Annotated in this window: 15 protein-coding genes; 3 read left to right on the top strand and 12 right to left on the bottom strand. The window is 48.6% G+C overall.

What is annotated here, in order from left to right; translation table 11 throughout:
• Positions 1-43: 43 nt before the first annotated feature.
• The 5 genes from F569_RS0102255 to purC are packed head-to-tail and all read right to left on the bottom strand — an operon-like array spanning position 44 to position 4180.
• Complete coding sequence (locus F569_RS0102255) at positions 44-283, bottom strand: BolA/IbaG family iron-sulfur metabolism protein (protein ID WP_026940861.1); 240 nt, start codon at positions 281-283, stop codon at positions 44-46.
• Positions 283-2484: a phosphoribosylformylglycinamidine synthase subunit PurL gene (gene purL / locus F569_RS0102250; RefSeq protein WP_026940860.1), complete on the bottom strand. Its 2202-nt coding sequence runs from the start codon at positions 2482-2484 to the stop codon at positions 283-285. The genes F569_RS0102255 and purL overlap by 1 nt, the downstream gene beginning before the upstream one ends.
• Positions 2484-3146 (bottom strand): phosphoribosylformylglycinamidine synthase subunit PurQ, encoded by a 663-nt coding sequence (gene purQ, locus F569_RS0102245; protein WP_026940859.1) that lies wholly within the window; start codon positions 3144-3146, stop codon positions 2484-2486. The genes purL and purQ overlap by 1 nt, the downstream gene beginning before the upstream one ends.
• A gap of 3 nt (positions 3147-3149) precedes the next feature.
• Entirely contained in the window at positions 3150-3392 is a 243-nt protein-coding gene (gene purS, locus F569_RS0102240; RefSeq protein ID WP_026940858.1) for a phosphoribosylformylglycinamidine synthase subunit PurS, read from the bottom strand.
• 11 nt (positions 3393-3403) lie between these two features.
• On the bottom strand, positions 3404-4180 hold the full coding sequence (gene purC, locus F569_RS16080) for a phosphoribosylaminoimidazolesuccinocarboxamide synthase (RefSeq protein WP_034387093.1): 777 nt from the start codon (positions 4178-4180) through the stop codon (positions 3404-3406).
• Between the two features lie 170 nt (positions 4181-4350).
• Here purC and F569_RS0102230 point away from each other — a divergent pair, with 170 nt between their 5' ends.
• Positions 4351-4662, top strand: a complete 312-nt coding sequence (locus F569_RS0102230) for a DUF1476 domain-containing protein (RefSeq protein WP_026940857.1) — start codon at positions 4351-4353, stop codon at positions 4660-4662.
• 84 nt (positions 4663-4746) lie between these two features.
• Here the strand turns inward: F569_RS0102230 and F569_RS0102225 are convergent, their stop codons facing one another.
• The 7 genes from F569_RS0102225 to F569_RS18645 all read right to left on the bottom strand — a co-directional run bounded on the left by F569_RS0102225 (position 4747) and on the right by F569_RS18645 (position 11555).
• Entirely contained in the window at positions 4747-5208 is a 462-nt protein-coding gene (locus F569_RS0102225) for a thioredoxin family protein (protein ID WP_162143725.1), read from the bottom strand.
• A gap of 153 nt (positions 5209-5361) precedes the next feature.
• Positions 5362-5838 carry a hypothetical protein gene (locus F569_RS0102220; protein ID WP_026940855.1) on the bottom strand — a complete coding sequence of 159 codons (477 nt, stop codon included), beginning with the start codon at positions 5836-5838 and terminating at the stop codon, positions 5362-5364.
• A 389-nt stretch (positions 5839-6227) separates the two neighbouring features.
• Positions 6228-7553: an adenylosuccinate lyase gene (purB, locus tag F569_RS0102215; RefSeq protein ID WP_026940854.1), complete on the bottom strand. Its 1326-nt coding sequence runs from the start codon at positions 7551-7553 to the stop codon at positions 6228-6230.
• A 59-nt stretch (positions 7554-7612) separates the two neighbouring features.
• Positions 7613-9091, bottom strand: a complete 1479-nt coding sequence (locus tag F569_RS0102210) for a spinster family MFS transporter (protein WP_026940853.1) — start codon at positions 9089-9091, stop codon at positions 7613-7615.
• A gap of 22 nt (positions 9092-9113) precedes the next feature.
• Positions 9114-9809, bottom strand: coding sequence for a RadC family protein (radC, locus tag F569_RS0102205; protein WP_026940852.1), 696 nt, complete (start codon positions 9807-9809; stop codon positions 9114-9116).
• An 8-nt stretch (positions 9810-9817) separates the two neighbouring features.
• Positions 9818-10639 carry a type I methionyl aminopeptidase gene (map, locus tag F569_RS0102200; protein ID WP_026940851.1) on the bottom strand — a complete coding sequence of 274 codons (822 nt, stop codon included), beginning with the start codon at positions 10637-10639 and terminating at the stop codon, positions 9818-9820.
• A 49-nt stretch (positions 10640-10688) separates the two neighbouring features.
• Positions 10689-11555, bottom strand: coding sequence for a glycine zipper 2TM domain-containing protein (locus F569_RS18645; protein WP_026940850.1), 867 nt, complete (start codon positions 11553-11555; stop codon positions 10689-10691).
• An 89-nt stretch (positions 11556-11644) separates the two neighbouring features.
• Between F569_RS18645 and F569_RS0102190 the strand changes: the two genes are divergently transcribed.
• A complete protein-coding gene (locus tag F569_RS0102190) occupies positions 11645-12379 on the top strand; it encodes a competence/damage-inducible protein A (protein ID WP_026940849.1) in 735 nt (244 codons plus the stop codon).
• 64 nt (positions 12380-12443) lie between these two features.
• Complete coding sequence (locus F569_RS0102185) at positions 12444-12755, top strand: hypothetical protein (protein WP_026940848.1); 312 nt, start codon at positions 12444-12446, stop codon at positions 12753-12755.
• The last annotated feature ends 14 nt before the right edge of the window (positions 12756-12769 follow it).

Below are 12769 nucleotides of genomic sequence, written 5' to 3'. Positions count from 1 at the left end.
CTTTGCGTCTTTCAGACTATAAATGGGTAGAGCTTTATCGATTTCAAGGCGCACGTGTTTCAAGGGCGAGGGCATGTAATTCACCGTCTGCGCCGTCCATTTTCCCTTTTAGAGCAGCATAGACCATTTGGTGTTGTCTCACGCGGGGCACGCCTTCAAAGGCTTTACTTATGATGACGGCCTTCCAGTGGTTATTGTCGCCCGCCAGGTCAATCATTTCGACTTGAGCGTCGGGCATGGCCTCAACGATCATGGCCGCGATATCTTCACCTCGCATAGCCATTAAGACATTAACTCGGGCAGGAAGGCTTCATGTTTTTTTCGTAATCCGGCCAATGATACATCAAAGCCATCATCAGCTTTTATACGGTCGCCGCCGATTTTACCTACGATTTGGGCTGAAACACCTTTGGCTTTTGCTGTTGAAATTACAGGGTTTACGCTATTCTCTTCCACGGCGACCAGATATCTGGCTTGGTCTTCACCGAAAAGCCAGGCATGTGTAGGACATTCTATAGCGCGTGATAAGTGCAGGCCTATATTTCCGGCAAAGGCCATTTCGCATGCCGCGACGGCAAGGCCGCCATCTGAACAATCATGAACAGCATTGACGCGTTTATTGCGAATGAGTTTACGCACATAGTCGCCGTTACGCTTCTCGGCTTCTAAATCAACGGGAGGAGGTGCACCTTCCTCGCGGCGGAGTATTTCTCTTAGATATATAGAAGATCCCAACCAGCCTTGAGTGTCGCCGATCATTATGAGGGTGTCGCCGTCTTTCGCGCCCGTTAATGTCACGAAATAGTCAAGGTCTGGGATAAGACCAACGCCGCCAACAGCGGGGGTGGGGGGGATCGCGGCTCCGTTAGTTTCATTGTAAAGTGAAACATTACCCGAAACGACCGGATAATCAAAGGCGCGGCACGCTTCGTTCATACCCTCAATAGCCCCGACGAATTGACCCATAATTTCAGGCCGCTCAGGATTACCGAAATTCAGGCAATCCGTAATCGCGATAGGATCAGCGCCTACACAAGTAAGGTTGCGCCAGGTTTCAGCCACGCATTGCTTACCGCCCATATATGGGTCAGCTTGAACATAGCGGGGTGTGCAGTCGGTTGTGATCGCGACAGCTTTATTCTTACCGTGAATGCGAACAATGGCCGCGTCTCCGCCGCTTTGGCTGCTATCGACCGTATCGGCCATAACATGGCGATCATATTGTTCCCATATCCAACGCTTAGACGCGATATCAGGGGAGCCCATAATGCGGACAAGCGCATCGTCATAGTCTTGTGTCTCGTGTACTTCAGAAGCGTCAATAATGGGTAGGGACGCCGGAATTTCATAAGGCCGATCAAGGTTTGGGGCATCATCAGCCAAGGGCGCTATCGGGATGTCACAGACCTTCTTACGGTTATGGCGCAGAACTAAACGGCCTGTATCTGTCGTCTTTCCAATAAGGGCGACATCAAGTTCCCATTTTTCAAAAATATCGTAAGCGAGCTTTTCTTTTCCCGGCTGTATCACCATCAACATACGCTCTTGAGACTCAGATAACATCATCTCATAGGCGGTCATGCCGTCTTCGCGTTGTGGCACTTTGTCGAGGTTGAGCGAGATGCCCACGCCGCCTTTATCTGCCATCTCAATAGAGGATGAGGTTAGTCCTGCAGCACCCATATCCTGTATCGCGATAATAGCGTCAGTTGCCATAAGCTCAAGACAAGCTTCTATAAGCAGTTTTTCTGTGAAAGGGTCACCGACCTGAACAGTCGGACGTTTCTCTTCGCTGTCATCATCAAACTCTGCCGAAGCCATAGTCGCGCCGTGTATTCCGTCGCGTCCTGTTTTAGAGCCCACATAAAATATCGGATTACCAACGCCTTTAGCGGCGGAATAAAAGACATTGTCTGCATCAGCGAGGCCCACACACATCGCATTGACGAGAATATTGCCATTATAGCCCTTATGAAAATTTGTCTCGCCGCCAACTGTTGGAACGCCCACACAATTACCATAACCTCCAATTCCGGCTACCACGCCGTTGACCAACTGCTTGGTTTTCCAGTGGCTTGGTTCGCCAAAGCGCAAGGCATTCATCAGAGCTATGGGACGAGCGCCCATCGTAAAAACATCTCGCATGATACCGCCAATTCCGGTCGCAGCACCTTGATAAGGCTCAATGAATGAGGGGTGGTTATGAGATTCCATTTTGAAAATAATCGCGTCGCCATCATCAATATCAATAACGCCCGCATTTTCGCCCGGCCCCTGAATAACGCGGTCGCCTTTGGTTAAAAACTTCCCAAGGTGACGGCGCGAGGATTTGTAAGAGCAATGCTCCGACCACATAACTGAGAAAATACCAAGTTCATTGATATTGGGCTCTCGGCCTAGACGGTCGAGAATAATCTCATATTCCTCCTCGGAGAGGCCATGCTCTTTGACGATCTCAGCCGTAATTTTCGTCTTAATATTCATCAGATAGACTCAATGATAGATTTAAAAAGGCCAAGCCCGTCAGTCCCGCCATGGAGCGGGTCAATGGCGCGTTCAGGGTGTGGCATCATACCAAAAACATTTCCCGCCTCATTGCAAATGCCGGCTATATCGCGGGCAGAACCATTAGGATTCTCGGCGTAGCGAAAGACGACTTGCCCTTGTTTTTCGAGCTTATTAAGGGTCTCGTCATCGGCATAGTAATTGCCGTCATGGTGAGCGACAGGAAAAATAACGTCAGTCGTCATGCCATAGTTTGTTGTGTAGCGGCTATTGCTATTTGTGATCTTAAGTTTCTCGGGACGGCAAACAAACTTAAGCCCTTTATTGCGTATCAGGGCGCCTGGTAAAAGCCCGGCTTCTGTCAGAACTTGGAAACCATTGCAAAACCCTGCAACGGCCAAACCTTTATTCGCCTTTTCAACAAGATCTTTTACGATTGGAGAGCGGGACGCCATCGCCCCGCAGCGCAGGTAGTCACCATAAGAAAACCCTCCAGGAAGGACAACAAAACTAACGTCCGCCGGTATTTCACTTTCGCGGTGCCAAACCATTTCCGGCTTAACGCCTGTGACTTTTTCAAGTGCAATTGCGGCGTCGCGATTGCAATTTGAGGCCGGGAAGGTGATGACGGCTGTTTTCATCGCCTAGTCCTCAATTTCGACGCGGTAGCTCTCGATCACGGTGTTGGCGAGAAGTTTCTCGCACATCTCTGTGACCCGAGTCTTTGCAGCTGCGCTATCATCTCCTGTAAGGTCAAGCTCAATAACTTTTCCTTGTCGAGCTGCAGACACTTCATCAAAGCCGAGATCATTCAGAGAGCGTGAAATTGCTCGGCCTTGGGGGTCAAGAACGCCGGGTTTAAGGCCGACATGTATAATGGCTTTCATGGAACGTCTCTCTATTCGTCGTTTGATACAACTGAAAGGGTGGGTTTGCCTTGCGGCGGATTGGATTGAAGAATGCCAAGGCGTGTGGCAACTTCGGTATAGGCTTCTGTCACATCTCCGAGGTCTCTTCGGAAACGGTCTTTATCAAGCTTTTTATTGGTCTCGCGGTCCCAGAGACGGCAACTATCGGGGCTGATCTCATCAGCCAAAACGACTTGATGGTCTCCAGTCTCTGTTGAGAGGCGGCCAAATTCAATCTTAAAATCAATTAGATTGATACCAATGCCAGAAAACATACCTTGTAGGTAATCGTTGATACGCAATGTCATCGCGATCATTTCATCGAGCTCGGCGTGCGTAGCCCAACCAAAGGCATGTATATGTTCCTCGGCAATCAGGGGGTCTCCCAAATCGTCGCGCTTGAGGCAAAACTCCACGATAGAACGCGGCAGTTTTTCACCCTCTTCAATACCCAAGCGTTTCGACATAGTTCCTGCGGCGACATTTCTGCAAATCACTTCAAGCGGTATAATCTCAACCTTTTTAATCAACTGCTCACGCATATTAAGACGCTTAATGAAGTGCGTTGGAATACCAATTTCACCGAGGCGTATCATGACAAATTCAGATATTCTGTTATTTAAAACACCTTTGCCGTCCAGCGTGGCTTTCTTTTGGGCATTGAAAGCCGTGGCATCGTCTTTGAAATATTGGACAAGTGTGCCGGGCTCAGGTCCTTCATAGAGGATTTTGGCTTTGCCTTCGTAGATTTGTTTGCGGCGGCTCATAATGGCCCTCTCACTCTCCGCGACTCGCGCGGCACTTAAAGCCGTGGCTTAACCTAAAAGCGTCAATGCGGCAATGTTACTTGGGCAGGAAAATTGGGGATTTCTGTCTTGTTTTAAGGTCAATGACTTCATACATATTGGACAGAAAACAGACTCTAAAAGGATTTAAAATGTCAGGATTTGACGAACGTAAAGATGTTGCTGAAACGAAATTTGTCATGGATGCAGCAAAAGAATTTAAGGCCGAAGCTAAGCGCAATAAGGCCTTAGGTCTGTGGGCCGCAGAATTTATCGGAAAAGATCCTGAAAAATACGCTCTAGAAATTATCATGGCTGATATGGAAGAGGCTGGAGACGATGATGTGTTTCGGAAATTGAAAGCTGACCTTAACGCCGCAAATACCGAACTGTCTGATCAGGCTATTCGTGACAAAATGGCGGAGTGCTTAAAAGTTGCCCGAGAAGAGGTTTATGGCGCGTAACATCCGAAATCGATTGATAATCGATTTCAGTGAAGCGCCGAAACGGCTAGCCCGTTTCGGATAGAAATCTGGATTACACCAAGGCTAAATCGGTGTGTTTGGCTCGGGGCAGGTGATGTCAAAACTCTCAGCATTAGCCACCGCATAAGTCTTTAAATTCTTGATATGCATGGCCATACTTTGCGTATCATAAGTCATATTTACGCAGCCCAAAGTGCGCTTTGTATCGCCGTCTATAATGGCAGCAAAGCCGGTGACACCCATCCAGCTATTATATTGTTTAACAAGGCCGCGGTCGAAAACTGTGTGGGCGTTTAGCTCTCCATTACCGCGCGAGATATCAATATTGACATATTCTATGTCAGGGTCATTCAGGCTCTGAAGCGCTTGACCTAAGGCAGGTTCAACGACCTTACAAGGTGCGCACCAATCTGCGCGGAACATCACAACATAGACATCAGGGGTCGGGCTCATACTATTCGCCGTAGAACCTAATCCTAAAGTCATGGCCGTTGCGGCAATCGCTGTCTTAAGAAGTGTTTTCATCTTAAAAGTCTCCATTTAGCCTTATTATTTTCATTTTCTTCAGTTTCGCATCAAAAAATTACAGCTGCGAGTAACACGTCTTTGTGAAATTGCTGTTAGGCATAAAAAAGCCCGGAACTTTGTCCGGGCTTTTTGAGATAATCTTACCTGATCTTAGAGGCCTGGGTCAACATTGTGCGCTGCAGGGCAGCGTGTTGTCTTAGCATTTACAGATGCATTAGACATATAAGCCGTACCTTGGGCTTTTGAAGCCATTTGGCGGAGCTCACGTGCCATTTCATTAGCGTCAAATGTGCTATTTACACATCCGATAACACGCTTTGATTTAGCATCGACAACAGCAGCGAAGCCTGGAAGGCCAACCCATTGGTTAAAGACGGGGACGATATCGCGATCAAAAGCTTCGTGAGCCCCTTTTTCCCACTTTGCAGCTGTTGATGTGTCAATGACGACTTCTTCAGCGTTTACACCTGAGATGGCGAGGGCTGATGCGAGTTGACTGTCAAGCTGTTGGCTTTTCACGTCTTGAGCGTTGCGAAAGTTCACAACGTATACATCTGTTGCAAATGCTGATGATCCAAAGGCTGCTGTAATGGCAAGACCTGAAATAAGGGCAGTAAGTTTCTTCATGGGTATGTCCTATTCTCTAGAAGTTCAAATTTAAGGTGGTGTGGTGGTCCACATCCTGTTTTGTTATGAAGCGAGTTCTAGTTTGAATTGGTAAATTAACGGCAAACATGACGTTAGGGGACTATTTACATTGCTTGCTGAAATCGTTAATTATAAAGCTAAGGTATTGAAATTATTGTGAAATATAAATTCATAAAAACTGTGATTTTCTAAATGCAGTTAAGCTGTCATGAATACTACGCACGGGTGAGCGGCCAAATTAAGTAAATGTAAACCATGTTCCTAACCGTAGGGTTACGGAGCAGTAAGAATTAAACTTAGTATTATAAAGATTGCACGCCTTATTGACCAAAGTGCAATAAGTGTTCCCGCGTGTATCGTCGCTTTATCTACCCAAACACTCGGCTAAATATTTTATCCACATGTTTCAAATGATATTCATCGTCAAACATATCTCTTACTTGATCTTCGGAAAGTAAGGCCATTACGTCTTTATCTTTTAGCAATAGCTCTAAAAACGCGCCTTCGCCGGCGTCACCCTTGGTGCGGAATAATTCCCAGACCTGCATCGCATTACGCTGAACCAAGCGGTACGCGCTCTCTCGCTGTTCTCCGGCTTGGGTGAGGGCAAGGAGGAAACGTTGGCTATTATGCAATCCGCCTAGACGGTCCATGTTTGCTTTCATTTTCTCTGGATATACGACCAGATTTTCAATGACGCCGGCCAAGCGGTGCAGGGCAAAGTCCAGATGCACTGTGCTATCTGGGCCGATGCCGCGTTCTACTGAACTGTGTGAAATATCACGCTCATGCCAGAGGGCGACATTTTCCATGGCTGGCATAACGGCCATGCGTACAAGACGGGCAAGACCGGTGAGGTTTTCCGTCAGCACAGGATTACGCTTATGCGGCATAGCGGAACTACCTTTTTGGCCTTTTGAGAAAAACTCTTCGGCCTCGAGGACTTCGGTACGTTGTAGATGACGGATTTCTACGGCTATGTTCTCTATAGAAGAGGCGACAACGCCTAATGCCGCGAAATAGGCGGCATGACGGTCACGCGGAATGATTTGCGAGGAGACAGGCTCAATCGCAAGGCCCATTTCTTTGGCGACATGCTCCTCGACGGCGGGGTCGATATTTGCGAAAGTTCCGATTGCGCCTGAAATAGCGCAGAAAGCTATCTCTTTCCGGGCGGCTACGAGACGTTCGCGTCCACGGGCAAATTCTGCGTGGAAACGAGCGAGCTTAACGCCAAATGTTGTTGGCTCAGCATGAATCGCGTGGCTACGGCCAATCGTGATTGTGTGCTTATGTTCTGTTGCGCGCTTCTCCAATGCTGCGAGTACACGGTCCATTCCGACTAAGAGTAAATCAGTCGCGCGGGCGAGCTGTACAGACAGGGTCGTGTCGAGAATGTCAGAGCTGGTAAAACCCTGATGCACAAAACGCGCATCTTCGCCGATAAAGGTGGCCAGGTGGGTTAGGAAGGCAATGACGTCATGTTTAACTTCGCGCTCAATTTCGTCGATCTTGGCGACATCAAACTCAGCAAATCCGCCGCGTTCCCAAATATTTTTGGCCGCCTCTTTAGGGATAACGCCCAACTCAGCCAAAGCGTCACAACCATGAGCTTCGATCTCAAACCAAATCCGGTATTTTGTGGCCGCCGACCATATTTCGGTCATTTCTTTGCGGGCATAGCGCTCAATCATAACAGACTCACCTTTATCTTTGCGCGACTTAGACTAAAGCCGCGCGATAAGGTCAAGGCCTAGCTGCTCTCATTTCGCGCTTCGGCGGCGGCCCAGTCTTTGGGGAGGCTTATTCTGACAAACATATAGAAAATAAAGGCCAGAATATAGGCGCCGAATGTTACGTACATAGCCCAACGTGTGGCCTCTAGCTCGACTTTGCCTTGTCCCAAGAAGACGTCAATCATGGCCCCGGCAAATGTCGGGCCTCCGCCCAATGCAATCATGTTCAGGACGAAGAAGAACAAAGCTGTTGACATGGCACGTAATTTAATAGGCGCTAGGGTTTGGGCAATTGCAAAGCTTGGGCCCAAGTAAACACCTAAGCAAAGTTGTAGCGCCGCGCCAATTGCAAGGTGAAGAGCAATTGTCGGGGCCCAAAACGCTGCGATAGCGAGAGGAAGGGCTAGAAAAACAGCTATAGCTGGGATTGTGCCATAAGCGCGAATATCTGTTTTGGCTTTCCAGTCTACAAGTTTAGCTCCAAAATAAGTCCCCGCGACATAAAATGTGCCGTTAATGATGCCGATCCAGATAATAAAAGTACGTGGACTAAATTCTGGGTCGAGTAATCGCAGGAATTTAGTTTGAAACCCTGAAATAGCGTAACTCGCGAAACTCGCAAAGGCGATTCCAAGAGCCATCCACCACCAGGACTTAATGGAGAGTATTGTCATGACACCAGGTTGCAAGCTGAGCAGGAACATCGTGACGATAAAAATCGCAAATGGAATAAAAAACACCACAGACATTGCGCCTGTTGCCCAAGACGCTATCAGAATAGCCATCAATCCACCAAATAAGGCAAAGCGTGGTAAAAGGTTTGCTTCTGCAAAAGATTGACCGAGTGGAATGTAGCCTGAAGGTGCTTTAACACCCGTTTCCATAGCGCCGCGCACGGGTTCGCGTATGGTGACCTTCACAATAATCGCCAAGGCAATACCAAAAACGCCAAGTGTTATAAATATGCGCCGCCAATTTACAGTTTCTGCATCAGCACCTAGCAGCGCCGCCGTTAGAAAATAGGCTGACATAATACCCAGAGGAATTCCAAGAGAATAAATTCCCAGAGCGCCTGCGCGTTCTTCTTTGGCATAAAAATCAGAAATCATAGAATGCGAGGGTGGGCTGCCGCCGGCTTCACCAATCCCGACGCCAACGCGTGCAAGCGCGATATGAACGAAATTTTGGGCAAACCCTGTTAGCGCTGTAAAACCGCTCCAAACCGCCAAAGCCAATGACAATAATGTTACGCGGTTCATGCGGTCGGCAAGAAAGGCGAGTGGAATGCCCATAATTGTATAAAATGCAGCAAAGGCGAGGCCAACTAAAAGACCAAGCTGAGTATTGGTCAGGCCTAAATCGGCTTGAATCCAAGGTGCCAAGATGCCAACGATCTGGCGATCAATGAAATTAAAGCCATAGACCAATGTCAAAAGCAGTAGCGCAAAAGTTCGATATTTTGTCGAAACTTTTGATGTGGTCTCATGATCCGTCATATTTTCCCCTTGAACGGCTAATTTACATTAGTCCCAATGTTTTAAATGAGGCGATGTTTTCCCGCCCTATTATGAGGTGATCGTGAACCGACACCCGTATTGCTTTACAGGCTTGCACGATTTCTTTTGTGATGTCGATATCTGATTGACTGGGCGTTGGATCGCCGCTCGGGTGGTTGTGGGCGAGTATCAAGGCTGTGCTTTCAAGCTCCAAGGCGCGCTTGATAATTTCGCGGGGATAGACTGGCGCACGGTCTATCGTGCCGCGCCCTAAGACTTCATCGGCAATGAGACGGTTCTTGCGATCCAGAAAAAGCACACGAAACTGCTCTATGCCTTCAAACTGCATGGCAGTGCGGCAATAATCGAGCAATGCAGTCCATGATGAGAGCACGGGTCGGCCTAAAATGCTTTCTTGACCGAGCTTAGTCGCGGCAGCTTTTATAATTTGAAGGTCCAGCGCCATTTTTGGGCCAACGCCTTTGACTTCGATGAGCCGCTCTATCGGTGCGGAGACAGCTTCGGCAAAGCTTCCAAATTTCGCGATGAGGGCTTTGGCAGTCGGCTTAACATCGCCTTGGCGAACAGAATTAAACAGATAAAGCTCAAGAAGCTCGTAATCGGCCAACGCGTCAGGGCCGCCTTTGGCGAACCTTTCGCGTAGACGATCGCGATGCCCGTGATAATGCGGCTTCGGTTTGCGTTTTACATCGGCCATACTGGCTCTTACACGTAAGGCGGCTTATGGAGACCTTTAGGTGAGGTCGTGAAAATTTCGCATCCATCCTTTGTCACGCCGATAGAGTGCTCAAATTGCGCCGTGAGTTTTTTGTCGCGAGTCACTGCCGTCCAACCATCTGAGAGAATTTTCACATCAGGCTTGCCGAGGTTGATCATAGGTTCAACCGTAAAGAACATACCTTCGCGCAGGACTTCGCCTTCACCGGGGCGGCCAAAATGCAAAATATTCGGCACGTCATGAAAAAGCTTACCGAGGCCATGACCACAAAAGTCTTGCACAACTGAACAGCGCTCGCCTTCTGCAAATTGTTGAATCGCATGTCCTATATCGCCTGTCGTGTTGCCGGGCTTCACCGCGGCAAGGCCAAGCATTAAGCTGTCATAGGTGATATTGATGAGCCGCTCCGCGCGGCGGTTAATCTCGCCAATCGGATACATGCGGGATGTATCACCGTGCCAACCATCGACAATAACGGTGACGTCAATATTGACGATATCACCATTTTTAAGCGGTTTAGGGCTGGGAATTCCATGACAGACAACATGATTGATAGAAGTGCAAACCGTGTGTTGATAGCCGCGATAGCCCAAACATGCGGGCACGGCACCATTATCGACAACAAATTCAAACGCGGCTTTGTCGAGTTCTTCTGTGCTCACTCCGGGCTTAGCCATTGGAATAAGCATATCAAGGCATTCAGCGGCCAGGCGGCCTGCTTTGCGCATACCTTCAAAATCGGCTTGGGAGTGTAGTTTTATCGCGCCGTCACGAATATCGTCGGCGTCTTTGGCATCAATATAATTCATAGCCGCCTACATAAGGCGGCTATGAGGGAATTACTACTGTAAAAGTGGCTTAATGATGGGCGTCACAGGCAAACCGGCCGTGATGATGCGCACCATGGCGTCTAGCCGCGCGGCGCGAGCGGACATAAGTCGTCGGCTGCGATACATATGTTGTTCTGGGCTGAACGTAAGTTGTCGGCTGAACATATGTCGTCGTTGGAGCCGAGCTCACGTAGCGCGTTGTCGTTGGGGCCGGACTAACATAACGCGTTGTCGAGCTCGTATATGTTGGCTGACTATAGCTCGCTGTTTGATATGTCGGCTGACTATATACCGGCTGTGAAACGGTTTGGGTTGTATAACCCGTCTGTGCGCCATAGCTCGGGTCAGAATAAACCGGATGATCAGAGACTGTCGTGCGAGGCTCATAAGTTGTCGTCTGATAAGACGTCGGCTGGTGATATGTGCCCGAACTTGTCGTTCCGTAGGACGTTGATGAATGTGTGCTCGACGAGGAGGTAGGATATCCACCCGTATAGACAGGGTCACAATCGATGGATTTATCTGCAATGCCAGCGCCTGCAAGGCCACCTAGAACACCGCCAATGACAGACCCTTCAGTACGGGCACCACTGCCTGAAACTTGAGACCCAATCACGGCTCCTGCCACGGCACCAATGCCGCCGCCAATTATTTGCCTGCGATCCTCAGAAGATTTACACGCTTCATGCGCCGAGTAACCTGAATGAGATTGGTTATAGCTTTGCGCGCTAGCTGCTCCGGCTAATCCCGTCGTGAGTAGTAAGGCCCCTGATAGTTTAACAAAATGATTGAAACGCATAACGTCCTCCATAATTGGCCGGCGAGTCATATCGCTTGGCTGATAAGGTGGAATATGGCGCGGGTAGTCTGAAGGCTTTCTGACACCGTTTTTCATATACCGTTCATTTAGTTTTCATTCATGCTTGGGTCAGGCCGTTGGGTTTTGAGCCTTGAATATATGCTCTAAACCGCTATCGGATTATCATGACCCAAAAAACTGTGACAGCAGGTGTTATCCTTATCGGCGATGAACTTCTATCGGGGCGAACGCGAGACACCAATCTAAGCACGATTGCGCGGTGGCTTGAGCCGCTCGGTGTGCAAGTCGGCGAGGCACGTATTGTCGCTGATGATGATGACGTCATCAGCGAAACCGTTCGAGCTTTCTCTGATCGCTTTGATTATGTTTTCACCACAGGCGGCATCGGCCCGACCCATGATGACATTACGGCTGATTGTATCGCGGCAGCGTTTGGCCTCGGGATATCTGAGCGTGGGGACGCGATAGAGATGTTACGCGAGCGTTATGATTTGTCAGAGCTCAACGCCGCTCGCCGCCGCATGGCGCGCATTCCGGACGGGGCGAGCCTGATCAAAAACCCCGTCAGCCAAGCGCCGGGCTTTCAAACCAAGAATGTTTTCACCCTAGCAGGCGTGCCCTCTATTATGCGCGGTATGCTCCCCGACATAGAGCATCGCATCAAAGGCGGGGCCAAAGTCTATTCGCGCACCGTCACCGCCAAAGGCATAGGCGAGGGCGATGCCGCCGCGCCTCTGGTCGAGATTGAAAAAGCCTATGAGGGCGTGAGTATCGGGAGCTATCCGTTCTTCAACGCAGAGTTACGCGGCGTGAATTTTGTCGCGCGCGGACGGGATGAAGTGGTTCTGGAGGAAGTTGAGGGACGGTTGCGGGCGTTGGTGGCGGGGTTGATGGAATGATGAGTGTGTAACGATATTGATAGCCGTTGTTTGACGGAAGCAGATGTTTGTATAGGGTGCCGTGATGTATTTTAAAGATTTATCTATTTGGGGAATTTTCAAAGTATCTCTTATTTTGGATTTTGTAATACCGATTTTATTAATTCCCATTTTATCGGTGATATATATTTTTGCTCCCAAGAAATTCACTTTCAATTGGGAACCTAAGTTTGAAATTAACGGAATGAGTATTGATTTCACATCAGGCGTTGTGAGTGTCGGAGGAACAGTACTTTTGACGCTTATTATTGGTTTTATTGGTTTGCTAGTTCAATGCGCAATATTATATTTTCTAGCACAAAAAACACCACTGGGTCGTGTAAAAATTTCTAGTTGAAAGTTCTGCGTCTT

It is taken from the genome of Hellea balneolensis DSM 19091 (assembly GCF_000428525.1).
In the GTDB taxonomy this organism is placed as follows: Bacteria; Pseudomonadota; Alphaproteobacteria; order Caulobacterales; family Maricaulaceae; genus Hellea; species Hellea balneolensis.
Note: the sequence above shows the minus strand (reverse complement) of the source record. Positions and strands in the feature narration are given on the sequence as shown.